At 58.6% G+C, this 26,804-nt stretch carries 30 protein-coding genes and 1 pseudogene; 19 read left to right on the top strand and 12 right to left on the bottom strand.

The genetic code is table 11. From position 1 onward, the window contains the following. The first annotated feature begins 63 nt into the window (after window positions 1-63). Window positions 64-2,211 (top strand): catalase, encoded by a 2,148-nt coding sequence (gene katE / locus MRBLRC7O_RS23185; protein ID WP_367727705.1) that lies wholly within the window; start codon window positions 64-66, stop codon window positions 2,209-2,211. Between the two features lie 78 nt (window positions 2,212-2,289). On the opposite strand, the gene MRBLRC7O_RS23180 is transcribed toward katE, so the two are convergent. Together MRBLRC7O_RS23180 and MRBLRC7O_RS23175 are read right to left on the bottom strand one after the other, a co-directional pair. Further along, entirely contained in the window at window positions 2,290-2,559 is a 270-nt protein-coding gene (locus MRBLRC7O_RS23180; protein ID WP_003504091.1) for a DUF1488 family protein, read from the bottom strand. Beyond that, on the bottom strand, window positions 2,556-2,849 hold the full coding sequence (locus tag MRBLRC7O_RS23175) for a hypothetical protein (RefSeq protein WP_060725691.1): 294 nt from the start codon (window positions 2,847-2,849) through the stop codon (window positions 2,556-2,558). Before MRBLRC7O_RS23175 ends, MRBLRC7O_RS23180 begins: the two co-directional genes overlap by 4 nt. Before the next feature lie 114 nt (window positions 2,850-2,963). Between MRBLRC7O_RS23175 and MRBLRC7O_RS23170 the strand changes: the two genes are divergently transcribed. The 4 genes from MRBLRC7O_RS23170 to MRBLRC7O_RS23155 all read left to right on the top strand — a co-directional run bounded on the left by MRBLRC7O_RS23170 (window position 2,964) and on the right by MRBLRC7O_RS23155 (window position 4,904). Beyond that, window positions 2,964-3,182, top strand: coding sequence for a hypothetical protein (locus MRBLRC7O_RS23170; RefSeq protein WP_111797238.1), 219 nt, complete (start codon window positions 2,964-2,966; stop codon window positions 3,180-3,182). Between the two features lie 217 nt (window positions 3,183-3,399). Then, a complete protein-coding gene (locus MRBLRC7O_RS23165) occupies window positions 3,400-3,609 on the top strand; it encodes a cold-shock protein (RefSeq protein WP_060725689.1) in 210 nt (69 codons plus the stop codon). A gap of 128 nt (window positions 3,610-3,737) precedes the next feature. Further along, the gene (locus MRBLRC7O_RS23160; RefSeq protein WP_003499608.1) at window positions 3,738-3,962 is read left to right on the top strand and encodes a hypothetical protein; all 225 of its coding nucleotides are present in this window, start codon (window positions 3,738-3,740) and stop codon (window positions 3,960-3,962) included. Between the two features lie 132 nt (window positions 3,963-4,094). Further along, window positions 4,095-4,904: a transglutaminase-like domain-containing protein gene (locus tag MRBLRC7O_RS23155; RefSeq protein WP_367727704.1), complete on the top strand. Its 810-nt coding sequence runs from the start codon at window positions 4,095-4,097 to the stop codon at window positions 4,902-4,904. Between the two features lie 185 nt (window positions 4,905-5,089). Here the strand turns inward: MRBLRC7O_RS23155 and MRBLRC7O_RS23150 are convergent. The 3 genes and pseudogenes from MRBLRC7O_RS23150 to MRBLRC7O_RS23140 form a co-directional block, all read right to left on the bottom strand. Continuing rightward, window positions 5,090-5,149: pseudogene (locus MRBLRC7O_RS23150) on the bottom strand (hypothetical protein); the annotation flags it as partial. Window positions 5,150-5,434: 285 nt separating this feature from the next. Continuing rightward, on the bottom strand, window positions 5,435-6,358 hold the full coding sequence (locus MRBLRC7O_RS23145) for an SRPBCC family protein (protein ID WP_060727183.1): 924 nt from the start codon (window positions 6,356-6,358) through the stop codon (window positions 5,435-5,437). Continuing rightward, a complete protein-coding gene (locus MRBLRC7O_RS23140) occupies window positions 6,355-6,696 on the bottom strand; it encodes an ArsR/SmtB family transcription factor (protein ID WP_060727184.1) in 342 nt (113 codons plus the stop codon). The genes MRBLRC7O_RS23145 and MRBLRC7O_RS23140 overlap by 4 nt, the downstream gene beginning before the upstream one ends. 282 nt (window positions 6,697-6,978) lie before the next feature. Between MRBLRC7O_RS23140 and MRBLRC7O_RS23135 the strand changes: the two genes are divergently transcribed. The 5 genes from MRBLRC7O_RS23135 to MRBLRC7O_RS23115 all read left to right on the top strand — a co-directional run bounded on the left by MRBLRC7O_RS23135 (window position 6,979) and on the right by MRBLRC7O_RS23115 (window position 11,568). Beyond that, window positions 6,979-7,197: a hypothetical protein gene (locus MRBLRC7O_RS23135; protein ID WP_003505772.1), complete on the top strand. Its 219-nt coding sequence runs from the start codon at window positions 6,979-6,981 to the stop codon at window positions 7,195-7,197. 46 nt (window positions 7,198-7,243) lie between these two features. Beyond that, the gene (locus MRBLRC7O_RS23130; RefSeq protein ID WP_020009925.1) at window positions 7,244-7,648 is read left to right on the top strand and encodes a hypothetical protein; all 405 of its coding nucleotides are present in this window, start codon (window positions 7,244-7,246) and stop codon (window positions 7,646-7,648) included. Between the two features lie 250 nt (window positions 7,649-7,898). Continuing rightward, window positions 7,899-8,792, top strand: a complete 894-nt coding sequence (locus tag MRBLRC7O_RS23125; RefSeq protein ID WP_060727185.1) for a DMT family transporter — start codon at window positions 7,899-7,901, stop codon at window positions 8,790-8,792. A 148-nt stretch (window positions 8,793-8,940) separates the two neighbouring features. After that, window positions 8,941-10,944 carry an aq_1923 C-terminal domain gene (locus MRBLRC7O_RS23120; protein WP_060727186.1) on the top strand — a complete coding sequence of 668 codons (2,004 nt, stop codon included), beginning with the start codon at window positions 8,941-8,943 and terminating at the stop codon, window positions 10,942-10,944. Between the two features lie 135 nt (window positions 10,945-11,079). Then, window positions 11,080-11,568, top strand: coding sequence for a hypothetical protein (locus MRBLRC7O_RS23115; RefSeq protein WP_060727187.1), 489 nt, complete (start codon window positions 11,080-11,082; stop codon window positions 11,566-11,568). Between the two features lie 82 nt (window positions 11,569-11,650). Here MRBLRC7O_RS23115 and MRBLRC7O_RS23110 read toward each other — a convergent pair whose 3' ends face one another. The 5 genes from MRBLRC7O_RS23110 to MRBLRC7O_RS23090 all read right to left on the bottom strand — a co-directional run bounded on the left by MRBLRC7O_RS23110 (window position 11,651) and on the right by MRBLRC7O_RS23090 (window position 15,752). After that, on the bottom strand, window positions 11,651-12,463 hold the full coding sequence (locus MRBLRC7O_RS23110) for a nickel-binding protein (protein WP_060727188.1): 813 nt from the start codon (window positions 12,461-12,463) through the stop codon (window positions 11,651-11,653). Between the two features lie 158 nt (window positions 12,464-12,621). Further along, complete coding sequence (locus tag MRBLRC7O_RS23105; protein WP_367727703.1) at window positions 12,622-14,565, bottom strand: ABC transporter ATP-binding protein/permease; 1,944 nt, start codon at window positions 14,563-14,565, stop codon at window positions 12,622-12,624. Window positions 14,566-14,638: 73 nt separating this feature from the next. After that, complete coding sequence (locus MRBLRC7O_RS23100; RefSeq protein ID WP_060727190.1) at window positions 14,639-14,839, bottom strand: hypothetical protein; 201 nt, start codon at window positions 14,837-14,839, stop codon at window positions 14,639-14,641. A gap of 95 nt (window positions 14,840-14,934) precedes the next feature. Then, entirely contained in the window at window positions 14,935-15,261 is a 327-nt protein-coding gene (locus MRBLRC7O_RS23095; RefSeq protein WP_181018429.1) for a hypothetical protein, read from the bottom strand. Next, on the bottom strand, window positions 15,258-15,752 hold the full coding sequence (locus tag MRBLRC7O_RS23090; RefSeq protein WP_373427969.1) for a hypothetical protein: 495 nt from the start codon (window positions 15,750-15,752) through the stop codon (window positions 15,258-15,260). Before MRBLRC7O_RS23090 ends, MRBLRC7O_RS23095 begins: the two co-directional genes overlap by 4 nt. Before the next feature lie 175 nt (window positions 15,753-15,927). Between MRBLRC7O_RS23090 and MRBLRC7O_RS23085 the strand changes: the two genes are divergently transcribed. Then, window positions 15,928-16,794, top strand: a complete 867-nt coding sequence (locus tag MRBLRC7O_RS23085; protein ID WP_060727192.1) for an alpha/beta fold hydrolase — start codon at window positions 15,928-15,930, stop codon at window positions 16,792-16,794. A 61-nt stretch (window positions 16,795-16,855) separates the two neighbouring features. On the opposite strand, the gene MRBLRC7O_RS23080 is transcribed toward MRBLRC7O_RS23085, so the two are convergent. Continuing rightward, window positions 16,856-17,797 (bottom strand): LysR substrate-binding domain-containing protein, encoded by a 942-nt coding sequence (locus MRBLRC7O_RS23080; protein ID WP_223564920.1) that lies wholly within the window; start codon window positions 17,795-17,797, stop codon window positions 16,856-16,858. A gap of 192 nt (window positions 17,798-17,989) precedes the next feature. Here MRBLRC7O_RS23080 and MRBLRC7O_RS23075 point away from each other — a divergent pair, with 192 nt between their 5' ends. From MRBLRC7O_RS23075 to MRBLRC7O_RS23055, 5 genes are all read left to right on the top strand, one after another. Then, a complete protein-coding gene (locus tag MRBLRC7O_RS23075) occupies window positions 17,990-18,823 on the top strand; it encodes a transporter substrate-binding domain-containing protein (protein ID WP_367727702.1) in 834 nt (277 codons plus the stop codon). 62 nt (window positions 18,824-18,885) lie between these two features. Continuing rightward, window positions 18,886-19,548 (top strand): amino acid ABC transporter permease, encoded by a 663-nt coding sequence (locus MRBLRC7O_RS23070; RefSeq protein WP_367727701.1) that lies wholly within the window; start codon window positions 18,886-18,888, stop codon window positions 19,546-19,548. Further along, entirely contained in the window at window positions 19,545-20,333 is a 789-nt protein-coding gene (locus tag MRBLRC7O_RS23065) for an amino acid ABC transporter ATP-binding protein (protein ID WP_060727195.1), read from the top strand. The genes MRBLRC7O_RS23070 and MRBLRC7O_RS23065 overlap by 4 nt, the downstream gene beginning before the upstream one ends. Before the next feature lie 12 nt (window positions 20,334-20,345). Next, on the top strand, window positions 20,346-21,470 hold the full coding sequence (locus MRBLRC7O_RS23060; RefSeq protein ID WP_367727700.1) for an enolase C-terminal domain-like protein: 1,125 nt from the start codon (window positions 20,346-20,348) through the stop codon (window positions 21,468-21,470). 79 nt (window positions 21,471-21,549) lie between these two features. After that, window positions 21,550-22,854 (top strand): NAD(P)/FAD-dependent oxidoreductase, encoded by a 1,305-nt coding sequence (locus tag MRBLRC7O_RS23055; protein ID WP_367727699.1) that lies wholly within the window; start codon window positions 21,550-21,552, stop codon window positions 22,852-22,854. 99 nt (window positions 22,855-22,953) lie between these two features. Here the strand turns inward: MRBLRC7O_RS23055 and MRBLRC7O_RS23050 are convergent, their stop codons facing one another. Then, window positions 22,954-23,883 carry a LysR family transcriptional regulator gene (locus MRBLRC7O_RS23050; protein WP_111834002.1) on the bottom strand — a complete coding sequence of 310 codons (930 nt, stop codon included), beginning with the start codon at window positions 23,881-23,883 and terminating at the stop codon, window positions 22,954-22,956. Window positions 23,884-24,022: 139 nt separating this feature from the next. On the opposite strand from MRBLRC7O_RS23050, the gene MRBLRC7O_RS23045 reads away from it, so the two are divergent. From MRBLRC7O_RS23045 to MRBLRC7O_RS23035, 3 genes are all read left to right on the top strand, one after another. After that, window positions 24,023-25,465: an MFS transporter gene (locus MRBLRC7O_RS23045; RefSeq protein WP_367727698.1), complete on the top strand. Its 1,443-nt coding sequence runs from the start codon at window positions 24,023-24,025 to the stop codon at window positions 25,463-25,465. 23 nt (window positions 25,466-25,488) lie between these two features. After that, window positions 25,489-26,256, top strand: a complete 768-nt coding sequence (locus MRBLRC7O_RS23040; RefSeq protein WP_367727697.1) for a siderophore-interacting protein — start codon at window positions 25,489-25,491, stop codon at window positions 26,254-26,256. Between the two features lie 107 nt (window positions 26,257-26,363). Continuing rightward, window positions 26,364-26,801, top strand: coding sequence for a curlin (locus MRBLRC7O_RS23035; RefSeq protein ID WP_367727696.1), 438 nt, complete (start codon window positions 26,364-26,366; stop codon window positions 26,799-26,801). Window positions 26,802-26,804: the final 3 nt, after the last annotated feature.

The following is a 26,804-nucleotide window of genomic DNA, read 5'->3' as shown; positions in this document are numbered from 1 at the left end:
CTTTCAGGGCGGCTTTTTCATTTCCGGGCCGCGATAGGCCCCTTCCAATTCAGGAGCCACACCATGGCCAAGACCACCAACAGCAAATCACCGCAAGACAAGACCGAGACCGTCACTATTCACGACCAGAAGCTGGAGCGCGGCGCCGGCGGCGAGCTACACCAGACGGCCGAAACAGACGCGCCTGTGCTGACGACCGCCCAGGGCGGGCCGGTTGCCGACGACCAGAATTCTCTGCGGATCGGCGCGCGCGGGCCGCTTGTCGTGGATGATTTCCATTTCCGGGAGAAAATCTTCCACTTCGACCACGAGCGCATTCCCGAGCGCGTGGTGCATGCGCGCGGTTACGGCGCGCATGGCTTCTTCGAGACCTACGAATCCTTTTCGGCCTATACCAGGGCGGATTTCCTGCAGCGAGCGGGCGAAAAGACCCCGGCTTTCGTCCGCTTCTCAACGGTTGCCGGCAACAAGGGTTCGGCCGACCTTGCGCGCGATGTGCGTGGTTTCGCCGTCAAGCTCTACACCCAGGAAGGCAACTGGGATCTCGTCGGCAACAATATTCCGGTGTTTTTCATTCAGGACGCCATCAAGTTCCCCGACCTGATCCATGCCGCCAAGCAGGAACCGGACCGGGCGTTTCCGCAGGCGCAGACCGCCCATGACACGTTCTGGGACTTCATCAGCCTGACGCCGGAAAGCATGCACATGATCATGTGGGCCATGTCGGACCGCACCATACCGCGGTCCTTCCGTTTCATGGAAGGTTTCGGCGTCCACACCTTCCGCCTGGTCAATGCCAAGGACGAATCGACCTTCGTCAAGTTCCACTGGAAGCCGAAGCTGGGGCTTCAGTCGGTCGCCTGGAACGAGGCGGTCAAGATCAACGGTGCCGATCCCGACTTCCATCGCCGCGACCTCTGGCAGGCCATCCAATCCGGCAACTTCCCGGAATGGGAATTGCAGGTGCAGCTGTTCGACCAGGACTTTGCCGACAGCTTCGACTTCGACGTGCTCGACCCGACAAAGATCATCCCCGAGGAAGTATTGAAGCCGCAGCCGATCGGACGGCTGGTGCTCGACCGCATGCCCGACAACTTCTTCGCCGAGACCGAGCAGGTCGCCTTCATGACCCAGAACGTGCCGCCGGGCATCGACTTCAGCAATGATCCGCTGTTGCAGGGACGGAACTTCTCCTATCTCGACACCCAGCTGAAACGGCTTGGCGGGCCAAACTTCACCCACCTGCCCATCAATGCGCCGAAGTGTCCCTTCGCGCATTTCCAGCAGGATGGCCACATGGCCATGCGCAATCCTGTCGGCAGGGCGAATTACCAGCCGAACTCGTTTGGTGAAGGTCCGCGGGAATCGCCGAGCCGCGGCTATCGCCATTTCCCGGCCGAAGAACAGGGAAGCAAGGCGCGGCTACGCCCGGAAAGCTTTGCTGATCATTACAGCCAGGCCCGACAATTCTATATCAGCCAGACACCACCCGAGCAGCGTCACATCGCCGCCGCCCTGACATTCGAACTGAGCAAGGTGGAAACACCTGTTATCCGCGAACGCATGGTTTCGCATCTGATGAACATTGACGAGACGCTGGCAACCACCGTTGCGCAGAAGCTGGGATTAAAGTCGATGCCGAAGCCGGCGGATGCGGCTATGCCGACCCGTCAGGATCTGGAGCCCTCACCAGCGCTCAGCATCGTCGAGCGCGGCCCCAGGCGCTTCGAAGGCCGCAAGCTCGGTATCCTCGTCACCGATGGGGTCGATGCCAAGCTGCTGAATGGCCTGATGTCGGCGATTGCCAGGGAGAAAGCCGTCTGCGAACTGATCGCGCCGAAAGTCGGCGGCGTCACTGCCTCGGATGGCAGCTGGTTTAAGGCCCATCACATGATCGATGGCGGGCCGTCCGTTCTTTTCGATGCGGTCGCACTGCTGACCTCCGTCGAAGCGATAGACGATCTGGTCAATGAGGCAACGGCGCGGGACTTCGTGGCCGATGCCTTCCAGCACTGCAAGTTCATCGGCTATGATCAGTCGGCGCTGCCCTTGCTGGAAAAAGCCGGCATTGCCGACGCTCTTGATGAGGGCACCGTTGCCCTCCCCGGGGAGGAAGGCCTCGCCGGCTTCGTATCGAACCTCGGCAAGCTTCGTATCTGGGGTCGGGAACCTTCGGTAAAGCTCGGAAAGGCTTCACCGCCAATGAAATGAAATCACCAGCGGGCGCGGCAGCGATGCGGCGCTTGGTGGCGCAGGCACTTTCGGGAAAGGAATATCCGCAGCGACAGGTTAGCCGAGGTCGGAAGCAGTCAGAATATTCATATTACGACGCGATTTGGCGTAGACCTTCCGTGCCGCCGCGTAGATGGCGGTGCGCATCGCGTCGAAAGAGGAAAGGCACTGGGCTTCCGACATGCTCATGGCGTGTCCCCGGCCCTTCCCGAGCGCTTCGGCCTCGACAAAAAACCGGATTTCGAACATGCCGTCATGGCCGAAAAAGCGAACCGCTTTACGCACCTCGTCAAAACTGCGGGCCGTGTTGGGGAAAGCGAGCGTCATGACTTGCTCCCCGTGCGCTCTTTCCTGCGCAATGCGTTACGCCGGTTGAGGGACAGCATACCGTCGGTCGCTTCCGCTATGCTGAGATGGGTCAGCCTGCGGCCACCGATGCGCACCGGCACGCCGGTGAAGACATGGTATATCGTCCAGCTCTGATCCCTCTCGATCCGTCTTCCATATTGGGTCTCGAGCGTATCGGAGACGGGAGCTCCGCCTTCGTTCTCCCAGGTCTCTATCCTGAGCGCCTGGCGCCGGTGTTCGTTGCACGTTTCCATGGTGTTGCCTTTCATATGGAACTCGCACGCGGATGTCGTCCGCGTGGAGCCCGTTTCATTCTACGCCGCTATTGCCATGTTCCGCCGGACGAACGTTACGCGGAGGCATAAAGAAATGGCTGATGGTGTATGATCGCCGCTACCGGCACACGCCTGTCGCAATGGGTAAAACTTCGCGGCATCGTCAAAAATGACACCGAAACGCTTGCGCAAACATTTGCAATCGGACGAAGAAAAGAAGACGGCGCCTCTCTGACACCGCAGCGCCATGCGGCCAGCATGACGAAGCCCAATCATGCGCCCGGATTGCGCGGAAAACAAGGCGATGAGCGGCCACACGCCGTATAGGAGAGCACAACTTTTTGACGAGGTTAAATATCGTCAAAAACCAATAGTTGACACTCCGGCAGAGGCAGGATATAAGGAGCAATCGAATTTGCTTGCTTAGCTTTGCTTGTCACGCGTCTGGCACCGCGTTCTGAACGAACCTTTCCTTTCAAAATCGCTATCATCATCCGCAGCGCACGAGTGCTGTGGTTTCTCTATTGCTATGAAAGGGTTCATCATGACCACTGGCACAGTTAAATGGTTCAATTCCACCAAGGGCTTCGGCTTCATTCAGCCTGACAATGGCGGCGCTGACGCGTTCGTCCATATCTCCGCCGTCGAGCGCGCCGGCATGCGCGAACTCGTCGAAGGTCAGAAAGTCGGCTTCGAGCTTGAGCGCGACAACAAGTCGGGCAAAATGTCGGCCTGCAATCTGCAGGCTGCCTAAGGGTCTGTGCTTCCCTTTGACCACGGATGTACTGGCACTGACGAAGCACGCCAACCCAATCAAGGCCAGGCAAATTGCCTGGCCTTTTGTTTTTCGCTCGCTGGCCGAGCCCTATCACCGGAACACCCATGACAGAAAAATACAGTATTTCCCGCCAGAAGGCCGAACTCGCCTTCAGCCACATCCAGACACCGTTCTTCGCAAAAGAAAAAGCGCTTGAGGAGCTCGATTCCATTGCGCAATCCCGCGATGCAAAGACCCTGCGCCTTCGGGAAGCCCGTCTTGCGAAGGAATTATCGGATCGTACCGCCGCAACATCCGCTCTCCTTGCCAAACGCGCCCGCGCGCGCTGATCGATATCCGCGCCGTGATCGTCCTCCGCACAAGACCTGCCTTGACAACCTGACCACCGGCCGGAACGTCGCGAGCGTAAAAGCGTTGCAGACTAAAGGACATGACGATGGCTCTTTCAGGGACAGTGCTGCATGAAGATACGCGCCGGGTTCGATATTGCCTATGAATGCGAAAATGAGACGGCGATGCTGCTGGTTCTCAACATCCATCCCGACCGGCGCGCGGATTTGCTCACCGAACAGGTCCTGACCTTCGACCGGCCGATCGAGGCCTGGGGATATCTGGACATCTTCGGCAATGCCTGCAGCCGCATATCCGCACCGCCCGGACTGACGACGATCTCCACGCGCTTCGACATATATGACGGCGGCCTGCCGGATCCCGTTCCTGAAAACGCCTTCCAGCACGATATCAAGGATTTACCGGACGATGTTCTGGTGTTCCTGCTGGGCAGCCGCTACTGCGACACCGACCGGTTGGCGGACTTTGCCTGGAAAAACTTCTCCGCTACACCACTCGGCTGGCCCCGTGTTCAGGCGATCGTCGATTTCGTCCATTCCCATATTGTCTTCAACTACGAGAAAGCCGATCCGCTGAGGACGGCTTATGGCGGGTTCAACGACAGGACCGGCGTTTGCCGCGACTTCGCGCATCTTGCTATCACCCTCTGCCGCTGCATGAATATCCCGGCCCGCTATTGCACCGGTTATCTCGGTGATATCGGCGTGCCGACAGACCCCAACCCGATGGATTTCAGCGCTTGGCTTGAAGTCTATCTCAGCGGCCGCTGGTATACGGTCGACGCCCGTCACAACACGCCCCGCATCGGACGCATATTGATGGCGACAGGACGTGATGCCACAGACGTCGCGCTGTCCACCGCATTTGGACCGGCTATACTTAAGCGGTTCGAGGTGATCACAGACGAACTGGTTGGATAACGACCAATACGGGGGAATCGCAACGTTTTCGCTTTGACCTCGACAGACGCGACCTGAATGACCTCGGGAGCCGACCCGTATCTCGACTTGTTCTGCCGGGGAAAGACGATGAATTCTTCGGCGGGAAGCGGTCTGGAAAAGAGCCAGCCCTGACCGAAGTCGATACTATGTTCCCGCAGATAGACCGCCTGCTCTTCCTTCTCGATACCTTCCGCAACGGAAAACAGCCCAAGCTCGCGCACCATCAGGACGCTATGGCCGCTCTGTCGGTATGGTCAGGGTCGTACGACGTCAAACGGACTATTCTTCACTTTGTCGGCGGGGCGAAATATTTCTATTCAGACGGGAAAACACGAATGAGGATCAAGAATTCGAAGGTCATCATAGGAACCGGCTTTGCCGTTGCTGCCCTGCTTTGGTGGAACCTGCAAGACGATCTCGCGCACGCAGAGCGGCTTTGAAGAACAATGCCGGTCTGGACAGAAGCCAATATCGAGACCTCCGCACAGGGAGCTGAGAGCACGGCGCATCTATGGGGCCTTGGCGAAGCGTTCCAATTTGCCCAGCGTTTGCTGACCCAGTTCCACGGCACCGAAGCCCTTCGCTTGCTGGAACTCGGCCTCCGTGCTGAACACCATGCCCAGCACGACTTTCGTCGCGCCGTCCTGATCTTCGAAGGAGGCCCAGGCGTCGGCATGTTTCGACCCGTTCTCGCCCCATAGCAGCGTATAGCCGATCCTCTCTTCGGGCCGGACCTCGACATAACGATGATGGTTCGGGAAGACTGTGCCGTCAGGACCGATCATGTCAAAAAGCCATTCCCCGCCGGTTCGCAGATCAATCCTCTTCGTGCGGCAGGAAAACCCTTCGGGTCCCCACCATTGCGGCAGCGTCTTTTCGTTCATCCAGGCTTTCCAGACAATGTTTCGCGGCACCTTTATCGTTCGCTCCAGCACCATGGTCCGCCCGGCCACGTTCGCCAGATTGTTGAGACCGGCGCTGAAACCTTGTTGATAGCCATCGCGCATATCATCGGCCAGGGAGGAAAGCTGCACCGTTACAGTCAAGCGGCTACGCTCTTCCGTGGCCTGAAAATCGGCAGTCACCAGCGCTGCCGATTGCGTTACGCCGCCGGATGAGACCACCTCGTAATTCACGCTGCGGCGGGTTGGCTGCAGTTCCAGCCAGCCGCATTCACAGCGCATATCCGGCTGGCCGGCAACCTTGCAGAGCGAAACCTCTCGACCGCCCAGCCTGCTGTCCGCCTCCAGAAATTCCAAGGTAACCGAGGGCGCGGGAGAGGCCCAGACCGCCCGGGCAGCAGGTGACAGCCAGACCTGCCAGAGCGCCGATAACGGAACGGCAATCTCCCGTTCGAAGCTGAGCGTCGCAAAACGCTCTTGTGGCAGATGTGGTTCAGCGCGTGCGCTCTGTTGACCGGGTTTCGTTGTCATTCCGAATCCTCCTTCATGGTCTGCATTGCAAATGCCTCCAGCCGGTCAAGCCGGCTCTCCCACACGGCCCGTTGCTCATCGAGCCATGTTCTGACCGGCTCCAGCGCTTCGGGCACGATGGCGCAGGTGCGCACCCGCCCATCCTTGGACGTGATGATCAGCCCCGCCTCCTCCAGCACGGAAAGATGCCGCATCACCGTGGGCAGACGCAGCCCCGTGGGCGCGGACAACTCCATCACCGGTGCCGGCCCGCCGCCGAGGCGCGCCAGAATCGCCCGCCGCGTTGGATCGGCCAGAGCCTGGAAGATCAATGAAAGTTCCTGATGATGCTTAGTCATGTTGCTAACTATCATGTTCCACCATGACCGAGCAAGGAAAACTTAGCACATTAACTAGGTTTCATCGGGAGGAATTGCCCTGGGATGAAATACCGATGCGTCGCCCGGCCGTTTCGTTCGGGTAACCGAGCCATTCCCCTTCATGCGCATGGCGTTCGGCAACGGGCGGCAGATGCGACTGCTGGGCTGGAAACAAGCCATCAAAAGTTGCAAAAAAAGATTGACTCTCGCAGCTGCCTGAGTGAGCTTCGCCGGGAAAAGACGGGGAAAAATCAAATCATCATGTCACCGGAACGCTTTAATCAATGCCTGCGGGTGATCCGCTGGACGCCGATCAATATTGCGTCCGCGCTGCAATGCGAACTTTCATGGATTGAGGCGCTGGAAGCGGGCAACGAGGAGGTTCCCGCTGGCCTGGCGACATGGCTTGAGACGCTGGCGCAAGCCCATGAGGCTCTTCCGCCTCCGTCTACCTACAGAGGAAAACGGTCGACATTCTGATGCGACCGGCAGCTTTCAGCCTTCACCAACGATTGGATTATCCAAAATGAAATATGTCATAGCAGCGCTTGGCCTGATCGCCTTCTCAAGCCCCGTCCTCGCCGCATCCTGCGAGAAGAACTTCACTGTCTCAGGTGTACCGATGGTGACGGCTGTCTCTTACAAGTCCTGGCAGGAACTGCCCAAGGCGAAAGCGCCCGCCGTGCTTCAAAAGCTCGCGCAGGCCGTGGCGGCGGAAGGTTTTTCAGGCATCCAGATCAACAAGGCGCTGTCTTCCATCGATGCGCACCAGGAGACCAGCGGCAGCGGCAGAATTCAGACACTGCGGGTCGTGGCCCGGCAGAAAGGCGCTGCGGTACGGATTGATGCTGTCTTCAACATTCAGGCAGGACAGATCGCGGACAAGAACGTTATTCGCGAGGGCATCTGCAATATCATCAATGGTGCGTGACGCACGGTGAACAAACTGCCCCTTCGCAGTCTCGATGCCGGCGCACGCTGGCATCGAGAAGCAGGCGGCTGTACGGGTGCGGAGCATCTGTGGCGGAGCGACCGTGCCGGCTGGCGCGGCGCAGGCATATGCGGATTCATGCCGTTGATGGCGATGCTTGTGGTATAGCGGGCAACCCCGGAATCTGCGATGGGTGCAGACAGGGATAGTGTCCGCAGCCGGAAGCAGACTGCGAATCGACGGGGAAAACATGCCGATCTATGAACTGGCTGCAGTGGGCGCCGCGACGTGCTGGGCGATAACCGGGCTTCTTGCCGCGGGCCCGGCGGGGCGGCTCGGAGCGCTCGCCTTCAACAGGACGCGGCAGCTTTTTGTCGCCGCTCTGCTCGGGGTCTATGTGTTCGCGTCAGGCTCCTGGCGGGAGCTTCAGCCAGAGGCGCTGTCGTCACTTCTTCTTTCCGGCTTCATCGGCATTTTTGTTGGCGACACGCTTCTCTTCACCTGCCTCAACCGGCTGGGGCCGCGCCGTTCGGGAATCCTGTTTGCGCTGAATGCCCCGATCGCCGCACTGCTGGCATGGGCGGTGCTTGGCGAGCAGCTTCCCGCGAGCGCCATTACCGGCATAGGCCTGACACTCAGCGGCGTGCTGCTGGCAATCCTCTTCGGCAAGCGCAAGGCGCAGCTGCATGAGTGGGAGAGCGTGAAGGGGTCGCTCTGGCTCGGCGTGCTCTTCGGCCTTCTGGCCGCGCTCAGCCAGGCGGTCGGCTCGCTCATCGCAAGGCCCGTGATGGCGACCGGGATCGATCCTCTTGCCGCTTCGATGCTGCGTGTCGGGGTGGCCGCCCTTTGCCTGACGGCGCTAACCATGCTGCCGATCGAGGCTGTCAGGCCCAGAGGCCCGATGACCAGAAGCCTGTTTCTCCAGACGGCGTTCACGGGCATCATCGCCCTGGCTTTCGGCATGACGCTGCTTCTCTTTGCCCTTTCCGGCGGCAAGGTCGGCATTGTCTCGACACTGTCGGCAACGACGCCGGTGATTATCCTGCCATTGCTGTGGCTGAGAACACGGGAAGTGCCGGCACCCGGCGCATGGGCCGGCGCCGCACTTGTCGTGGCGGGTATGGCGCTCATGTTCTGGAGATAACTTCAACCCGATGGAGAAGGGGGGCGGAAACGCCTCATCCGCGTCGAGACTTTTCACACCAGGATTCAGACAGCGCTGCCCCCTTGCTAAGCAACTTTTGCGTGCTTAAAAGGCGGCTAATATCAGTTCGTTAGAGAGGACCAACTTCGTGGAACAGGAAAACATCCAGACCGGCAAGGGTCGGCGCCGGGCGCTTTGGGCGGCGGTTGCAATTATTGCCGTTGCTGCCGCAGGCGTCATCGGCGGCAAGACCTTCTACGAAGCAAAGGTCAAGGAACTCGTTGCCCGCAGCGGCGCGACCGCCACTTCCATCGAGGTCGATTTTCTCGGGAAAATTCATGTTCGCGATCTGACGCTGCCGCTTGAAGACGGCAAGAATATCAAGATCGCGGCTATCGACGGACGTCCGAAACTTCCGTTTCTGGACGGCGCGCTTGACATGACGACCATCGATATCGATGTGCCCACCGGAAAGATTTCGATGGCGCAGGCCCGCGTCGAGAATGCCGCTTTCGAAAAGCCGGGACAGGCGGAAGAAAACGGCAACTCCCTGCCCCGGCGCATCGAGCGCTTCGCAGCCGCGCGCATTTCCACGCCTGAGGTGACGTTTACCCAGTCCGTCGCGACCACCGAGCAGAAGACCGTTTACAAGAACGTCGCTCTCTCCGAGATCGCCGGCGGTCGCATCGCCAGCTATTCGATCGACAGTGGCGGCTACGACATCAAGATGCAGCTTCCCGACAGCGATGGCGCGATGAAGGACAAGCATATGGTCGTCTCGACCGGCGCAATCGCCGGCCAGGTCATCGATATCGCTTATCTCGCCCGGCTCTATACGGAAAAGGCAGGCCCCGAAGACAAGGAGGCAAAACCTCTCTACGGGCCGCTCTCCGTCAAGACGGTTTCATTCTCTGACGGAGATGGTCATTTCAGCTACGATGAAATCCGCAGCGACGGCTTTACCGCCCGTATGCCATCAGAGCCGCTGCTGGATACCCTGAAAGCGCTAACGGCGACCCAAAATCCCGACGAGCTTTCTCCGCAGGCGCGCCAGGCGCTTTTCGCAAAGGCCATTTCCATTCTCGACATGATCGGCAAAAGCAACATGCAGCTAATCGGCATGAAGGTCGATGCGCCGGATGAAAAAGAAGGGGCTGCTGGCAAAAGGGTCAAGGTTGCCATCGACCGCATCGACATGCAGATGGACAGCCGCAAGCTCGACTTCGGCTTGAATGGCATGTCGATCGGAGACGGCGACGGCAAGATCGAAGTCGCGGAAGCAAGCCTCAATGGCTTTGACTGGAGTTCGACGATCAAGGGAATTTCCGAGATCATCGCGCTCGACGAGACGCAGATCGAGACCTTTCAGTTTAACCGCCTCATACCGGAACTTGGCCGGGTGCGCGTCGGCGGCATCAACGTCGACATAGCCGCGCCGGAAAAGCCGGAGGAAGAAACGACGGGAACGCCTGAGCGTATCAAGTTCTCACTCAAGAATTTCGAGATGGGGCTGACCAAGCCCTTCAACGGCATCCCCACCGATATCGAGATCAAGCAGGACGAGCTCACGCTTCCGATCCCCGCCGACTCGGAGGAGGAAGTTTTCGTCGAAGCCCGCAAACTGGGTCTCGAGACACTGGCCTTCTCTTACGGCCTCGCCGCAGGCTGGGACGAACCGAACAGCAATCTGGTGATCCGTGACATCTCGCTCAGCAGCAAGGATTTCGGCAGCGTCAATTTTGCCGGTCTGGTAAGCGGCTTTACCGAAGAGTTCTTCTCTTTTGACGTCAATCGCGCGCAGGCGGCGCTCTTCGGGCTCGCCGGCCGCGAGGTGAAGCTCACGATCAAGGACGAAGGTTTGATGGCCAAGGCGATCAAGCTTTATGCCCTGCAGAACGATATGACGGAAGATCAGGTGCGCGCGACTCTGACACTGGTGGCGGGCATGATGCTGCCGCAGGTGGCAGCTGAACAGCCGAAGCTGCAAAACGCGGTGGAAGCGCTCGTCCAGTTCATCAGCAAACCTGGAACCTTGACGGTAACGGTCAAATCCACGGGCGCAAATGGCCTCGGTATTTTTGACCTGGTTTCCGCTTCCGACAATCCGATGGGTCTTCTCGACAAGGTCGATATTCAGGCGACGGCCGAATAAACCGGCCACTTCTCCGGCAGTCTTAAGCTTGGTTTTCCGAGTTTGAGACCGCCGGAACTGATATTCTCATGAGATTATGACCTGAACCTCTGATAAGCCCACCCTCCCGTGGCCAGGGCCATGAGGAGCATCAACATGAAAACCGAGCAACTCACTTTCGGCCCCGGCGGGCAGGTTCCCAACAATCAGACCTTTGCCGTCGTCGTTTATCGAAATGTCGGCACAGACTTTCATTCCGCGGATTTCGAAGCGATATTTTCCCGCAACGGATGGAGCGGCATCTGGCGCAATGGCGTGTTCGACTACCACCACTACCACAGCGGCGCACACGAGGTTCTGGGCGTGGGGCGTGGTGAGGCGACATTGCAGATTGGCGGGCCGGAGGGGAAAATTCTTGACGTGACCCGGAGTGACTGCCTGATACTGCCCGCCGGAACCGGCCATATGAAGCTGAGATCTTCTGCGGATTTTCAAGTGGTAGGTGCTTATCCGCCCGGGCAAAAGGCCGATATTCAGACCTCTGCACCAAGCGCGGAAATGCTTGAGCGGATAAGGTCCCTGCCGAAACCTGAGACAGACCCAGTGCATGGCACCGCAGGCGGCCTAATGGAAATATGGCGCTGAAGGCCAGCCCGCCGATCTACCCTTATACCCGGCAGGCAAGCGCTTTCAGCCCAAGATTTTACCCAAGGGCGGCGTGCCATAGCTAATGCAGCCACTCGCAACTATAAGCGAGGACGGGCTCGGCAAAGCCCTTCAGCCTGTAACGATCGCCATGCACGAGGACATCAGCGTCGCCATATTCCTGGAAGGTCTTGTCCGATATCAGGATCTGATCGCTCCCAGCGGCTGCGCAAAGCCTTGCGGCCAATTGCACGGTCGTGCCGAAGAAGTCATTGCTGTCTTCGATTGGCTCACCACAATCCAGTCCAATACGGATGTGGATGGGCTCCCCTTTGTCACTGTTGTAACGATGGAACTCGCGCTGGATATCAATGGCGCAGTCCACGGCAAACGGCGCGGAGGAGAACACGGCCATTATGCCATCACCGGTATGTTTGACCTCCCGTCCCGATCGTCGCCCCAGACAACCACGCACGAGAGCATCGTGCGCCCGGACGAGTTCCGCCGCCATACGATCACCGAGGCGGGCCGTCATCTCGGTTGAACCGACAATGTCAGTGAAAAGGATCACACGGTGGCCGGCGTCCATATCTTTCGAGACAGCCCCAACAGCCACCGGATCCTGTATTCGCCCGAGAAATGCTTCCACCGCCGACAGCGCCACTTCCACCACTTCACTGGCGACGAACCCGTGCGCTTCGCGATGCACGCACTGCGCGGTTGCAGCGTCCGGGGCATCCATAAGGCAAAAGGCAGTACCGCGCCTTTCATCAAACCAGTAGGTCAAGAACTTGACGCCATACTGATCCTGGATGTTGAGATCTTTAAGGTGTGCCGCGGCAATATCCGCGGCGGAAACGCCGGCAAGCTCGTGCCGGTCCATGAAGATAGGCATTGGTTCCTCCCAAGAGTATTTCGTTGCCTCCTCTGCCAGCCATTTTATGACGTCACCGAATGGTCGTCTATCGTTCTTACGGGTGACACCGGACAAGACGGGAACACCGGAAAGGGCGATATTCGTTCGCGTTAGAATTTCGGGGCCACTGACGACCTCTACCTGCGCTTGACCATACGCCGAAGCAGAGAGCCGGATCGGGCCTTGCGGGGAATGAGGTGGATATCGCTGACCAGCTTTGCGCCGCCTTCCCGACGTTCCAACGTTATCTTTCGGCTATGGAAGGCCTCGAGCTCGGCACGATGCGCCACGCTGATGATCGTGGCGTCTGGCAATTCATCAATCACCGTCTGCATCATCCTGTCCTGGCTTTTTTCGTCGAGGGCCGCGGTCGCTTCGTCCATGACGATGATGTCTGGGTCGTTCAGCAACAGGCGGGCAAAGGTCAGCCGCTGTTTTTCACCACCTGACAGCGTTTGGTCCCACGGCGCTTCCTCTTCCACCTTGTCCTTGAGATGGCCAAGACCGACCTTGTCGAGAGCCTCCCCTATCTCTTCGAAAGTCCAGCTCTCGGCCGCCTGCGGATAGCAGACCGCCCGGCGAAGGGTGCCGGAGGGAATATATGGCCGCTGCGGCAACATGAAAAGCCGGCTGCCGCCGCGAAAACTGACGCTGCCCCCGCCCCACGGCCACAGGCCCGCGATTGCCCGCACAAGCGTGCTTTTGCCGGATCCGGATTCGCCTGCGACGAGTACTCTTTCTCCCCGCCCGATTTCGACATCGGTCTCTTTGACGACGGCCGTACCGTCGCCGAGCGAAACCGAAACATCCTTGAGGCTCAGCATCGTTTCGCCTTCCGTTTCACCACGGACGATCCGGCCAAGCTTTTCGCTCTGTTCGGCCCGCTCGAGCCCGTCAAGCGACATCATCAGTGAGGCAACGCGGCGTGCGCAGGCATTCCAGTCCGCCAGCCGGGGATAGTTGTCGACCAGCCAGCCGAAGGCGGATTGAACGATGGTGAAAGCGGATGCCGCCTGCATGACCTGACCGAGTGACATGCTGCCGTCGAGAAATTTGGGCGCGCAGAGAAGAAGCGGAACAACGGGCGCAATCAACATTGATCCATGCGACACGACAGTGGTGCGCATATATTGCTGCGCCATCTGCTTCCACTGCTTCCGGACATTGCGGAACCTCCTGTCGAGGTCGCTTCGCTCCTCCGCTTCGCCGCCAAGCAGGGCGATGCTTTCCCCGTTTTCCCGGACGCGGGTCAGCGTGTAGCGGAATTCTGCCTCCAGCTGGTTCTTCACCTCGGAAACCCTGACGAAGTTCCGGCCGATCAACGCGATGGAACTCGATGTGATGAGCGCATAGATCACCGCCGCAATCACGAGAAAGCCGGGCACCGTGATCCATGCCCCGCCGATCGGCAGGGTCAGGGCACCGCCAATCGTCCACAGGACAACGATAAAGGTAGAAGCCGACACGAAGGCGGCAATGACGCCCGCCACGAAATCCACGGGTGCTTCGGTGGCGATCCGCATATCCTCCGATAGCCTTGCCTCCGGATTTTGATGGTCACCATCAATCAGGTTGAGCTGGTAATAGCGGCCATGGCCAATCCATCGGGAGACCAGCACCTTGGTCAGCCAAGAGCGCCAGCGCCGCTGGATGCGCATTCTGACGTAGACCTGTGAGGTCACGATCATAACGCTTCCGAGAACCAGCGGTGGGAAAATGGAAGCGAGAAAATAAACCGTGGATGCATCCCGCTTTTCAATCGCATCGAAAATTCCGCGATTCCAGACGTTGATGCCATATTGGAAACCGACATTTATGCCGATCATCGCCAAGAGCCCGATGGAGAACGGCCATGCCAATGCATCGCCACGACGGCTCCAGAAACCCCGCGCGCTGATCCAGAAACGTTTTAGAAGATATTTCTTGCGGGCCTCTTCGGCCTCCTCTGGTGTCAGACCCGAAGCAGGTTCCATTTCCTCCGGCGGGAGGGGATCATCCGGGGTATTGTTAGCATGGATATTTTCTGCACCATTCTGGCCGGTGCCATCGACTGGTTGTGGTTTTGCGTCAGCATCGGTCATGGAGGTTTAAACGGATGGCGGTTTGAAAGGTTGCCAGTCCAGAATGATTTGCGGCTGGCCCAAGGCGACCGTGCTAGCGACCTCTGGTTTTTCTCCACTTCAGCAGATAACCAAATCCCGGTCCGAGCAGAGCGCCGGCAATGATCCATTCCATCAGGCCTAGCGGGCTTTCATCGGGATCGTGACCGGTCAGATAGAGAAAGAAGAAAAAAGCCGCCAAGCCGCCGATGATGAGTGTGGCGGCGATAATCAGGTCCCGCGAAGAATTCGACATGGCAGTCGTCTCCAAAATGGCTGTATCTGCAGTTCATGTAGCACACTCAGGCCGAGTTGATTCACGCCTTTGATTTTGAAGCGAATATTTTCGCTTCACTCAGCAGGACCGTCGGCTTCAATATCTGGATCATAGCGCTCGAGAACCGTCATGACAGCCTTGTTCCCACTATACTGCCGTTTGAGGCGTGCCAACTCGGCGTCGCTTCCGCGGCACAGCCGGTTCAGTGCTTCTTCTATTTGGGCACGGCGATCACTGTCAGTGGCTTCCTCGCCACGGAAATGATCACAGCCGTCGCGGCGGGTGACGAAAGCGCTGACATCATCAGGAAGTGAGGGTTGCTGAGCAAATGACGGCGCTGCCAAACCCACCAGCGCCAATGCGACGCCGGCACGTTTCCCCCGATGACACCACATCATCATTCGACTTGATCCTCCAGTTGCTTCGCAACGGCTTCGTAGTGCCGCGCCGAGGCGGCATTGCCATCCCGGGCATAACGCCCGGCCACTTCCCGCGCAGCTTCGGCCGCCAGCCGGAAGGCGTCCAGCCCGACCTGTGGTTCCTGCTGCGTATCACCGCCGATATCGCCATTGCTGAACGCGCCAACGCGATAACCTTCATCATCGATAACGCCGATTACCGGCACACCTGCCTGCATTTGCCCATAAAAAGCAGGACCGGCCCGGTCACCGTCTCGACGGCGAAGCATGCCGAGGCCGGACGCCTTGTTCCCGGGACACGCGCCGGTCCAGTATGTCGGACCCACCGTGAGCGACAGAGGTGACACAAATTCGCAATGGCTGGCGGGATCCCCGGTCCATATCAATCCATTCACCGGTTCCTGCGCATGAGCAATCGACGCGAAGGCGATCCACGCCACGACTACGGCCTTCAGTGGTTTCGACTGCTGCAACATCATGTCTTCTCTCCAGCCCGATGCACGTCCGTTTTGTGAACGGTTTTAGCCGAGCCGTGTGGCGAACAACAGTCGCATTTTGCTGATGCCGGGATCGATGACGGTGTGGCCCATGCCCGATATCGGAACCATTTGTCCCGTTCTGCGCTCTTATCCCTGAGGGAGCAGTTCAATGGACACGCGCGTCACACATCGCAAAACCTCTATTGCCGGGGTGGAGACTTTCTACAGGGAGGCTGGCCCGCGGGATGCGTCGGTCATTCTGCTGCCGCACGGCTACCCCTGTTCATCCTTCGAATTCCGGAACCTCATGCCCAGATTGGCCGACAGGTGGCGGCTGGTCGCACCGGATTTTCCAGGCTTCGGTTATAGCGGTAATCCCGAAACCTTTTCCTGTACCTTTGACGGTTATGCCGCTTGGCTCAATGCTTTTGTTGAGACGCTTGGTCTCGATCGTTTTGTTCTTTACCTGCACGACTTCGGCTCTCCGATCGGAGCACGGCTTGCAATCATGAATCCGGATCGGATCGTGGGTCAGATCATCCAGAATGGCGACATTCCCTATGAAGACGCGCTGGGGCCGAAATATGCCGACATCGAGAAGTTCTGGTCGCTGCCCGCAGACCGGATGCGCGCCGCATTTCGCGATGCCGTCACCCAAGAGAATTTCCGCGACGAGTTTCTGAATGACGTCCGTCCTGAGCTTGCCACACTCATTCCTCCTGACCTCTGGCAACTGCATTGGAGTCTTGTGACCGAAAGGAGAAAGGATATTGCGGCGGAACTGCTTTCCGACCTGAAGGCAAATCGCGACTGGTTTCCGATCCACCGCCGCTACCTGCAAACCTATCGGCCGCCGACTATCATCATCTGGGGACCGCAGGATCATTACATGCCCGAGCGCTCCGCCCGCGCCTATCTCCGGGATCTGCCGGATGCCGAGGTTCATCTGCTGGACGCAGGACACTGGCTGTTAGAAACGAACCTCGACGACGTTGTTCCACTCATCAGGAGCTTCCTGGAACGAATCCGCTGGTAAACACAATTATTATCAGATGCTTACGCCTGTTTTCTTATCAACATTGGAAGAGAAGGTGACGCTATGCGCCTTTCGCTTTCCGGTAATTTTTTGTTTCGCGTATTATCCAATCACGAAACGCAACCACGCTTGGGTGATGGGCTTTTCTCTCCGGATAGACAGCGTAATAAGAGTCCCCCGAAAGGATCGGCTGCCCGAACGGCAAGTGCAATTCGCCGCGCTCCAGTTCGCCTTCCACATAACAGATCGGTACAACAGCAATGCCGGCTCCATGCAGGGCCGCATTGATGATCATGTCGTTATGTGCAAATCGGGTCCCGGAAATTCGTCCCCTGTAGTCGAGACCCGAAAGCCTGAGCCAGTTCAGCCACATGCTGGGACGGCTGGCATTCTGCAACATGGGAAAGAGGGCGAAATCCGTTGGGCGCAATTGCGCCCCGGCCTGTATCAGCCGCGGAGACGCAATCACTGCGATCTCTTCCGCAATCAACTCCACCGATCTGGCATGTTGCCATGTTCCAACGCCGCGCAGAATCGCAACATCAAGCCGTGTGGTTTCGAAGTCGACATCCGGGGTCGCGAGCATCACCTCAACCGGCGCTTCCGGATTGGCGCGAATAAAACGGTCGAGACGCGGCGGCAGCCATCGCGTACCCATGGCCGGATGCGTGCCGATCATTAGCGAACTGTCGATCGTCCGCCCCCTAACCGCGTCGATTGAAATCTCCTGGAGCTTGTCGAGCGTGAGCGCGAGTTCGCGGTAATAGTTCGCGCCGATTTCAGTCAGCACCAAACGTGGCCCGGAGCGGTGAAACAGCGATACGCCGAGAAACTCTTCCAAGTTCCGTATCTGCCGGCTGATGCCGCTCTGAGTAAGGCCCAGATCTTCCGCGGCGCGGGTGAAATTCATATAACGCGCAGCGGCTTCGAAGGCGTGAAGCGCAGACAGCGATGGCAAATAACGTCTCATATCGTCCCCTTGTTCATCATGAATAAAAGTCATGAAAGAGGAAGATTTCAACGTTTTTGTTTTGGTGCGCTGTCGTTAAACAATTGGCGATCCGGCAAACGCCAAAGGCCGACCTCATGAAGCCGGAGAATGCCGGTGGGGGCAAGCCATCGGAAAACCTGGGATGCGCGGATAAAACCTCGCGATCTGGCGAAGACAGATCGTTTCATAATAAAGGGGAACTTCATGAAAAGACGTGATTTCAGCAGACTGCTGGGGTTGGCAGCCGCCGCAGGGGGCACATCCCTCATTTCCGGGAAGATGGCATTCGCCGCCGGCAGCCTGGAGCGCATCAAATCGCCCGGTGTTCTTCGTATCGGCGGCGTCGCCGACGGTGCGCCCTATTATCAAAAAAGCCTGATCGACGGAACATGGCGCGGCTTCTATATCGATATCTGTCAGAAACTGGCCGAAGATCTGAGCGTCAAACTTTCGATCCTCGAAACGACCTGGGGTAACTCGGTTCTGGATTTGCAGGCAAACAAGATTGACGTGTTTTTCGGTCTGAACCCGACACCGGAGCGCCAGAAAGTCATCGACTTCTCCGGCCCAGTGTTCAAGAACGCTTTCACCCTTGTAACGCGCAAGGGCCTGGAAGGGAAAAACTGGGAGGATTTCAACAAGCCAGATATTCGCATCGCCGTCGATGCCGGCTCGTCGCACGATGCGGCGGTCTCCCGACATACGCCGCAGGCGACGATATCGCGCCTGAAGACGGCAAGTGATGCGACCGCCGCCCTGCAGGCAAAGCGCGCCGACGCCCAGTGCCTCGTCATGGTTCTCGCCCTTTCGCTGCGTGCGAAGAACGCCTCGATCGGCGATATCGTGATGCCCTCACCCGCGGACTTCACGACGTCCAATGCCGGTTTCAGGCGGGAGGAGGATCAGTCCTGGCGCGACTATGCCAATAGCTGGATCACCTCCCATCGGGAAAACAACTTCATCAGGGACGCGATCATTAGCAACATGGCTCTGGTGGGCGTCAAGGAAAGCGACTTCCCAAGTGGATTTGAAATCTGATTGATTAGCGGCGGGGCTTCAGGCCCCGCATCCTTCAACTCGGATTATCGGACATCGACTATATGTATGAATGGGATTTCTCCATCCTGTGGGGCTATCGTTGGCTCCTTCTACAGGGGCTTGGAGTTACGATCAGCTTTACGATTGCAACCGTCATCGGCGGTCTGACGGCAGGCCTTGCCGGCGCCATCTGCCTGCTTTCGAGATTTGCGGTTCTGCGTGGATTATCGCTCGGCTTCGTTGAAATCTTTCGGTGTACGCCAGTGCTCGTGCAGTTGATCTGGTGTTATTACGCGCTGCCCATGATCGCCGGCGTGGAGATGACGCCGATCACGGCGTCGCTGCTCGCGCTCTCGTGTTATGGCGGTTCATTTTACGCCGAAATCATCCGCGGCGGCATCGTGTCGATCGATCCCGGACAATCGGAAGCGGCGGCGGCGCTTGGCATGACACCCGCACTTTCCATGCGCAGGATCATCCTGCCGCAAGCACTGCGCCGGATGGTCCCGGCCCTGATGAACCAGTCCATTCTCCAGTTCAAGAACACATCCCTCGTATCCGTTCTGGCCGTTCCGGATCTGGTTTACCAAGGACAGATGGCTGCACATGACAGCTTTCGACCGCTGGAGACATACACTGCGGTTGCCGTTGCCTATTTCATCATCCTCTTCCCGCTGACGCTTTTCGTGCGCAGCCGTGAACGCAAGCTTGGAGAAGGGCGATGACGACATCAAACCTCATGATCGATATTGCTCGACTTCGCAAAAGCTTCGGACCGCTTGAAGTCCTCAAGGACATCAATATCCAGGTCGAACAAGGAGGTGTCGTCGCCCTTCTCGGCCCGTCCGGTTCCGGCAAATCGACACTGCTGCGCTGTATGAACCTCCTCGTCGTCCCGGATGCCGGGAGTATTCGTGTCGGGAAAGCGAGCTTCCAGTTCGGCATGTCGGCGCCGCGTCCGAGCGTCAGATCTCTGGCGTCATTTCGCACTCGAACTGGCATGGTATTCCAGAATTTCAATCTCTTTCCGCATATGACCGTTCTTGAGAATGTTATCGAGGCACCGATCCATGTCCGGCGTCTCGAGCGCAGGGCCGCGACCGATCTTGCCATGTTCCAGCTTGAGAAGGTGGGGTTGGCGGACCGGGCAAACCAGATGCCGCAGACGCTTTCGGGCGGCCAGAAGCAGCGTGTCGCCATCGCCCGTGCGCTCGCAATGGAACCAGAGGTGATGCTCTTTGACGAGGCGACGTCGGCTCTCGACCCCGAACTGGTGGGCGAAGTGCTGCAAACAATCCGGAAACTTGCATCGGACGGAATGACGATGGTGATCGTGACACACGAAATCGCCTTCGCACGCGACGTCGCCGGGCGGGTGATCTTCATGCGGGATGGCTACGTGGTCGAAGAAGGACCGGCGCAACAGGTCATCGAAGCGCCGACGATGGAAGCGACCAAAACATTCCTGAGCCATTTCCACAAGGGCATGGCCCCGCGTTCCAGTCTCTAAAGCAGGACACATATGATGGAAACTATCAGCAATCTTCGCGTCTTTCTTATCGAAAGCCCGATCAAGATGACCCGGCTGCAGGGTGTAGGAAACGTCAAGGGAACGGTGAAGCGCGTGCTGGTCGAATTGACCTCGTCATCCGGCATCGTCGGATGGGGTGAGGCAGCCCCCTGGGAAGTCTTCACCGGCACCGCCGAAGCGGCTTTTGCCGCGATCGACGTCTATCTCCGTCCGCTCGTGATAGGTGCGCCGGTTGACCGGATCAGGTCCCTGTCTCTCAGGATGAAAAAGGCTCTGGTCGGACACGGCGAAGCGAAGCTTACCATCGAAACGGCGATGTTCGATATCCTCGGCAAATCCACGGGGCTGTCCATGGCCGACCTCATCGGAGGACGGGTTCGCGACAGGATACCCCTTTCCTTCTCAATCGCCGATCCCGATTTCGCTGCCGACATGGAGCGGATGCAACAGATGGTTCCCCAGGGAAACTGCATCTTCAAGGTCAAGACCGGCGTGAAATCCCATCGCGAAGACCTCGCACACCTCGAGGCGATGCGGAACGCCTTCGGGGACACGATCGATCTCCGCCTCGACTACAACCAGGCGCTCGAACCCTTTGGAGCGATCAGCGTGCTGCGTGATGTCGAAGGTTTCAGCCCGACCTTCATAGAGCAGCCAGTCCCTCGGGAATGCCTTGCGGCAATGGCCTCGTTTACCGCCTGTCTGGATACGCCGATCCTTGCCGACGAAAGCTGCTTCAATGCCCAAGACCTGATGCAGATCATTCCCTTGAAGGCCGCGGATGCCATTTCCGTAAAGCTGATGAAGGCCGGCGGCATATTCGAGGCGCAAACGCTGATGGGTATAGCCGATCTCATCCACATGCCCGGCTATGGAGGCACCTTGTGGGAAGGAGGTGTCGCCCTTGCTGCCGGAACGCAGTTCATTGCGGCGATGCCGGGAATTTCACTGGGTTGCGAATTCTACATGCCGCACCACGTTCTTACCGAGGATGTACTGGAAGAAAAAATCGCAAACAGTGACGGGCACGTTATCGTCCCGGATGGACCGGGATTGGGAATAACGGTTTCGGAGCATTCGCTGCGGAGCAACGCCCGCGTACTCGCCGAAGCCTGATCACACGCCAGACCACAAGACCTTCTTCGACTTCGGCACCGCGTGGCCGGAGAGGAAAAATCTGTCCGAGGAAACAGAAATGACGGAAGCGGCAAAGAAAAATATTGTCGTCATAGGAAGCGGAATTGTTGGCGCCTGCAGCGCTCTGGAGCTGGTTCGCGACGGCCATCAGGTCACTTTGCTCGACATTGGTGAGGCAGGCGGGAGGCAGTCGGCAAGCTACGGTCATGGTTGCTGGATAAGCCCTGCCTCCGTCGTCCCCATGTCCACGCCTGGGCTCTGGAAGAAGATACCCGGATTCCTGCTGGATCGCCGCGGTCCTCTCGTTATCCGCTGGCGTAACCTCATCCAACTTCTGCCATGGCTCCTGCGGTTTCTCGTTGCGGGGTCATCGTTAAGGCGTGTTGAGGCTACGGCTCTTGCACTTGATAAACTTCTTCATGACAGCCCGGAACGCCACGAGGCGCTTGCTCTCGAGGTCGGGTCACCTGCCCTCATCCGCAAGGAGGGCTTGCTTTACGTCTATCCAGACCGGCAGGCTTTCGAAGAGGAAAAAATCTCGTGGCGGCTGCGCAAGTTGACCGGGCTTCGCTGGCAGGAACTCGATAAGCCGACATTAAAAGCACGCGAGCCCGGCCTTGATGACCGATATGGCTTCGGCATTCTGGCTGAGCGCGGCGCACACTGCGTAGATCCCGGCGCCTATGTGGCAAAGATCGTTGACAAGGTTCGGGAGCGCGGTGGCCAAATAATTCATACGAAAGCGACCGGCTTCCATCTGAAGGATGGCCACCTGCACGGTGTCGAAACAGAATTCGGCGTCCTCCCCTGCGACGCCGCAGTCGTATCGGCCGGAGCATGGTCAAAGACCCTCGCTCTTGATGCCGGTGACCATGTGTTTTTGGAAAGCGAGCGCGGTTATCACACGGTTCTCAAGATCGATGGTGAGGGACCTCGTTACCCGATCATGCCGAGCGACGGCAAGATGGCTAACACACCAACCCTGGCAGGGCTTCGACTGTCCGGGCAGGTGGAACTCGCGTCAATTAACGCTGAGCCGAACTGGGAAAGAGCCGATATTCTCGTTGAGCACGCCCGGACTTCATATCCTGCGCTCAATACCGCAGGACTGAGAATCCTCGACAGGTGGATGGGACATAGGCCCTCCACGCCGGACGGCCTGCCTGTCATTGGCCGCTCAACGGTCTCGCCAGATGTGTTTTACGCGTTCGGGCACGGACATGTCGGATTTGCATCGGGTCCGATGACCGGGAAGATAGTCGCCAACTACTTCGGCGGCAGAAGAACGGCTCTTGACCTCAGCGCCTATTCCCCACGACGATTTAGCCGCAAAAGAAGGAAACTTGAGCGCGCATTATCCTGAACATCCGTACAAGCTGCGTCGAAACGTATTTTATGACGATATTCAAAGCGTAGACTTGCTTACGCCGGAGAGCCCATGAAAAGAATGTTTTGCCCGTATTCACAAAGGCAGAACAGACCGTGCTGCCGATTTCGTACAAATCTCGCGAACAAGCGAGCGAAGCCACCTGTGGGTGGGGTCGGCATCGAAACGCGGGTGCCATGCCTGGGAGATGGCGAGCGCGTCCGTCTCCACCGGCAAGGTAAAGGACGCCAGATCGCGCCTTGCGACCTTTGTCAGGCGATCCGGCATGGCGGTGATGTGGTCACTCGTTCGAACGATTTCCAATGCATCGGCAAAGCTTGCCACGGCCAGGCTAACGGTGCGGGCATGACCGAGGGCGGCGAGCGCCTTGTCGATCGGGCCCTCGAAGCGACCCCGTCGCGAGATGGAAATATGCGGATAGATGGTAAAACCGGTCAGCGTCACAGCGCTTGCAATGATGGGGTGGTCTTTTCGAACAACCGCAACATAGCGATCGTGAAATAGCGCCTGCAGCCGAACCTCCGGCCCCATCGCGCCGATCACGCCAATGTCGAGATCGACCCTACCCTCGCGCAGGGATTCCACATCCTCCTCGCCCTGCGGGGCGAAACGCATCCTGGCTTTTGGCGCATCGGCAGAAACTGCAGTGGCAATTGCGGCGCCGTAAGCTGCGACAAAGCCGTCATTGGCGCGAATGACGAAGGTCCGGTCGATCTGTGCGGGATCGATCTCGCCTTCGCCGCGCACGATCTCTTCCGCGTCCATCACGACCCGGCGCAGACGTTCCCTTAGGGCTTCGGCCCTTGGCGTCGGCACGAGGCCGCGTCCCGCCCGCACCAGAACCGGATCGTCGAGCAGGTGGCGGACACGGCTCAGCTGTCGGCTCATCGCCGGAGCGGAGAGGTTCAGACGTTGGGCGGCCCCCGCAACACTTCCCTCTGACAGAAGCGTGTCGAGGGTGACCAGAAGATTCATGTCGATCGGGGTTCTGATCTTCTCGCTCATGTCCGTATCCGCCGTCCACCATGGAGTGCACCTGATGCACTTATAACTTAGCTATATTGCACTGTATGCAACAAATGTCGGAGGCTATCAACGATCGAAAATCAACGGCTCCAAGGAGCATTTTTCGATTGGAATGAACATGTCGTCACACACCATCGCCCTAACCGCTTCCGGCCATGCGGCTCATCACCGGCCTGTCAGATCCGGCCTTGTCCTTGCCGGCCTTTCATTGGCCATCCTTCTTTCACAGCTCGGCACCAACATCGTCAACGTCGCCTTGCCGACACTGGTCACGAGCTTTTCGACAAGCTTCGGCGCGGTCCAATGGGTGGTCGTCAGCTATCTGCTTGTCGTCACCGCGCTCATCGTCGGCGTCGGCCACTTCGGGGACCAGCTCGGCAAAAAGCGGCTCTATCTCTGGGGATTGGCCATCTTCATGGTCGCATCGATCATTTGCGCCCTCTCATCCACACTCCCGCTGCTGATCGCCGGGCGCGCGGCGCAGGGGCTTGGCGGCACGATCATCATGGCTCTGTCCTTTGCCTTTATCGGCGAGGTCTTTCCGAGGGAACGCACCGGCTTTGCCATGGGTGTGCTCTCGACTATGGTGTCCTTCGGCATAGCACTGGGGCCGTCGCTTGGCTCACTGGCGCTTGCCGCCTTCGGCTGGCAGGCGATGTTCTGGCTGAACCTTCCTTTCGGCATCCTCGCCTACCTGCTGGTGAGCCGCTACCTGCCGGCGTCGGTGGACAAGCCCAAACATCCAGCTCCCACTGCGCGCTTCGACTGGCTGGGTACGGTGCTGCTGGCGGCGACACTCGGCGCCTATTCGCTGGCGATGACCTTTTCGGGCACGCGGGGATTTGGCGATACGCTGGTTATCCAGCTGGCCTTCGGCGCCCTCATTGGTCTTTCGTTGTTCCTCGGCGTTCAGGTGAAGGCGAAAGCACCGCTTTTGCGGCTCTCCATGTTTCGCAACCTTCTTCTTTCCACCAGCATGGCCATGAGTGTTCTGGTTTATGCGGTGATGATGGCGACGCTGGTGCTGGGACCGTTTTTCCTGTCGAAGGCGCTTGGGCTGAATACGCGATCTGTCGGCCTGGTCATGACCGCCGGTCCGCTCGCTGCGGCTCTGATGGGCGTTCCTGCAGGTTTCATCGCTGATCGGATCGGCGCGAAGATTACGATGGTGATCGGGCTTGCTCTCTTCACCATTGGCAGCTTCGTGATGTCGTGGGTGACTGCAACAGGCGGCGTAACGACCTATATCGCCGCGATCCTGATGATCAGCATTGGCCTTGCCTTCTTCCAGACGCCAAACAACGCGGCGGTGATGGCCAATGCACGGCCCGAGCAACGCGGGCTCGTCTCCGGCCTGCTGGCGCTCGCCCGAAATCTCGGCCTGATCACCGGCGCTTCTTTGATGGGGGCAGTCTTTTCACACGCAGTTGGCGACGCCGCCACGGCCAGCCCGGAGGCGGTCACATCAGGCATGCGCCTCGCATTCCAGATCGCCACGCTGATGGCTGCAGCAGCTTTCCTTCTGGCTCTGACCACTCTTCGTCGCCACAGCGCGGCCTGAACGACCCCGCGAAAGAAAAGAAAATGAAACACGACAATAACAACCCTGGACGTCCAGTCCCGCCCGAACGCAGATTGCTTGTTGCGGCGGTGCGCGAGGTGCATCTCGTTACCCCGCATATGAAGCGGATAACCGTGGGATCAAACGCGCTAGAAGGTTTCCCGGTCCGCCGGCCGGCGCAATGGGTCAAACTGTTTGTCCCGACACCTGAAAGCGAAAAGCCAAGCGGCAGGGCCTATACGATCCGCTATTATTACAAAGGCGATGCCGAGATGGACATCGACTTCGTTCTGCATGGTGATGGTCCGTGTTCTTCCTGGGCGGAGCAGGCTCGGATCGGGGATGTCATCCAGCTCGCCGGGCCGCGCGGCGGCTTCAGCCTTACCCCTGATGTGACCCACCTTCTGATCGGTGGTGACGAAACGGCGCTGCCGGCGATCGGCGCGATCCTTGAAGACCTGCCCGCCGGGATCAAGGTGACGGCCTTTATTGAAATCCCGGACAGGCGCGACATTCAAACGATCGTCACGATGGCGGATGCCGATATCACGTGGCTACCGCGCAATGGATTGCCTGCCGGAAGCGGCACCGTCCTTCAGGAGGCGATGACGGCTGCCAGCCTGCCGCAGGGACAGAGCGAGGTCTGGTTCGCAGCCGAGTCTACGGTCGTGAGAATGGTGCGACGCCATTTCCAGGTCGATCGGCAGTTCGATCGCAGCCGTATCACCGCCTCTGGATACTGGAAGAGCGGCGAGACGGATTTCCGTGATGCCGAAGGCGATGAGCGGTGACCTGCCAATGAACCCCGACTGAATAGCGCCTTCAGCTTCCGTTCCGACGGGAGCGTCTACAACAAAGACGTTCAACCGCGGCCTTATCCGCCTGAGGAGACACAGTCATGATCCGGAAGTCTTTCATCGCAAGTGCACTCGTCGCTCTCGTCGGCATCGCTGCCGCGGCACCCGCCATGGCCAATGACGTTCGCATCGAACAATATGGCTGGTCCAATTCTGCCGGCGGCGCACAGGAGGGTTACGGCAACCGGATCCGTACCTATCAGAACGGCGGCTACAACCGGATTGTCGGTCATCAGTATGGCCGGCATAATCTTTCGGCTGTCGGCCAGGAGGGGCACGACAATCACGGCTCCACCTATCAGAACGGCAGCCGCAACGTAGCCGGTATCGGCCAGTTCGGTTCCAACCACACCACCATTCTGACGCAGGACGGCAACGGCAACATCGCGGCCGGTGTGCAGGTGGGCCGCGGCTGCAGCGCCAATGTGAGCCAAGGCGGCAACGACAATGTCGCGGCCTTCGTGCAGGCATGCCCTTAACCG

Source organism: Agrobacterium radiobacter, assembly GCF_040801995.1.
Classification (GTDB): Bacteria; Pseudomonadota; Alphaproteobacteria; order Rhizobiales; family Rhizobiaceae; genus Agrobacterium; species Agrobacterium radiobacter.
This window is presented reverse-complemented; position numbering and strand designations above follow the sequence as displayed.

Excerpts from the sequence above, each read along its gene's own strand:
- MRBLRC7O_RS23100 (WP_060727190.1), bottom strand. The coding sequence starts at position 14,839 with ATGTCGAATTCTTCGCGGGACCTGATTATCGCCGCCACACTCATCATC.
- MRBLRC7O_RS23125 (WP_060727185.1), top strand. The coding sequence starts at position 7,899 with ATGCCGATCTATGAACTGGCTGCAGTGGGCGCCGCGACGTGCTGGGCG.
- MRBLRC7O_RS23110 (WP_060727188.1), bottom strand. The coding sequence starts at position 12,463 with ATGCCTATCTTCATGGACCGGCACGAGCTTGCCGGCGTTTCCGCCGCG.
- MRBLRC7O_RS23140 (WP_060727184.1), bottom strand. The coding sequence starts at position 6,696 with ATGACTAAGCATCATCAGGAACTTTCATTGATCTTCCAGGCTCTGGCC.
- MRBLRC7O_RS23055 (WP_367727699.1), top strand. The coding sequence starts at position 21,550 with ATGACGGAAGCGGCAAAGAAAAATATTGTCGTCATAGGAAGCGGAATT.
- MRBLRC7O_RS23155 (WP_367727704.1), top strand. The coding sequence starts at position 4,095 with ATGAAGATACGCGCCGGGTTCGATATTGCCTATGAATGCGAAAATGAG.
- MRBLRC7O_RS23095 (WP_181018429.1), bottom strand. The coding sequence starts at position 15,261 with ATGATGATGTGGTGTCATCGGGGGAAACGTGCCGGCGTCGCATTGGCG.
- MRBLRC7O_RS23170 (WP_111797238.1), top strand. The coding sequence starts at position 2,964 with ATGATCGCCGCTACCGGCACACGCCTGTCGCAATGGGTAAAACTTCGC.
- MRBLRC7O_RS23065 (WP_060727195.1), top strand. The coding sequence starts at position 19,545 with ATGACGACATCAAACCTCATGATCGATATTGCTCGACTTCGCAAAAGC.
- MRBLRC7O_RS23080 (WP_223564920.1), bottom strand. The coding sequence starts at position 17,797 with ATGACTTTTATTCATGATGAACAAGGGGACGATATGAGACGTTATTTG.
- MRBLRC7O_RS23105 (WP_367727703.1), bottom strand. The coding sequence starts at position 14,565 with ATGACCGATGCTGACGCAAAACCACAACCAGTCGATGGCACCGGCCAG.
- MRBLRC7O_RS23175 (WP_060725691.1), bottom strand. The coding sequence starts at position 2,849 with ATGAAAGGCAACACCATGGAAACGTGCAACGAACACCGGCGCCAGGCG.
- MRBLRC7O_RS23115 (WP_060727187.1), top strand. The coding sequence starts at position 11,080 with ATGAAAACCGAGCAACTCACTTTCGGCCCCGGCGGGCAGGTTCCCAAC.
- MRBLRC7O_RS23070 (WP_367727701.1), top strand. The coding sequence starts at position 18,886 with ATGTATGAATGGGATTTCTCCATCCTGTGGGGCTATCGTTGGCTCCTT.
- MRBLRC7O_RS23135 (WP_003505772.1), top strand. The coding sequence starts at position 6,979 with ATGTCACCGGAACGCTTTAATCAATGCCTGCGGGTGATCCGCTGGACG.
- katE (WP_367727705.1), top strand. The coding sequence starts at position 64 with ATGGCCAAGACCACCAACAGCAAATCACCGCAAGACAAGACCGAGACC.
- MRBLRC7O_RS23165 (WP_060725689.1), top strand. The coding sequence starts at position 3,400 with ATGACCACTGGCACAGTTAAATGGTTCAATTCCACCAAGGGCTTCGGC.
- MRBLRC7O_RS23060 (WP_367727700.1), top strand. The coding sequence starts at position 20,346 with ATGATGGAAACTATCAGCAATCTTCGCGTCTTTCTTATCGAAAGCCCG.
- MRBLRC7O_RS23045 (WP_367727698.1), top strand. The coding sequence starts at position 24,023 with ATGTCGTCACACACCATCGCCCTAACCGCTTCCGGCCATGCGGCTCAT.
- MRBLRC7O_RS23035 (WP_367727696.1), top strand. The coding sequence starts at position 26,364 with ATGATCCGGAAGTCTTTCATCGCAAGTGCACTCGTCGCTCTCGTCGGC.
- MRBLRC7O_RS23180 (WP_003504091.1), bottom strand. The coding sequence starts at position 2,559 with ATGACGCTCGCTTTCCCCAACACGGCCCGCAGTTTTGACGAGGTGCGT.
- MRBLRC7O_RS23040 (WP_367727697.1), top strand. The coding sequence starts at position 25,489 with ATGAAACACGACAATAACAACCCTGGACGTCCAGTCCCGCCCGAACGC.
- MRBLRC7O_RS23075 (WP_367727702.1), top strand. The coding sequence starts at position 17,990 with ATGAAAAGACGTGATTTCAGCAGACTGCTGGGGTTGGCAGCCGCCGCA.
- MRBLRC7O_RS23130 (WP_020009925.1), top strand. The coding sequence starts at position 7,244 with ATGAAATATGTCATAGCAGCGCTTGGCCTGATCGCCTTCTCAAGCCCC.
- MRBLRC7O_RS23050 (WP_111834002.1), bottom strand. The coding sequence starts at position 23,883 with ATGAGCGAGAAGATCAGAACCCCGATCGACATGAATCTTCTGGTCACC.
- MRBLRC7O_RS23085 (WP_060727192.1), top strand. The coding sequence starts at position 15,928 with ATGGACACGCGCGTCACACATCGCAAAACCTCTATTGCCGGGGTGGAG.
- MRBLRC7O_RS23160 (WP_003499608.1), top strand. The coding sequence starts at position 3,738 with ATGACAGAAAAATACAGTATTTCCCGCCAGAAGGCCGAACTCGCCTTC.
- MRBLRC7O_RS23145 (WP_060727183.1), bottom strand. The coding sequence starts at position 6,358 with ATGACAACGAAACCCGGTCAACAGAGCGCACGCGCTGAACCACATCTG.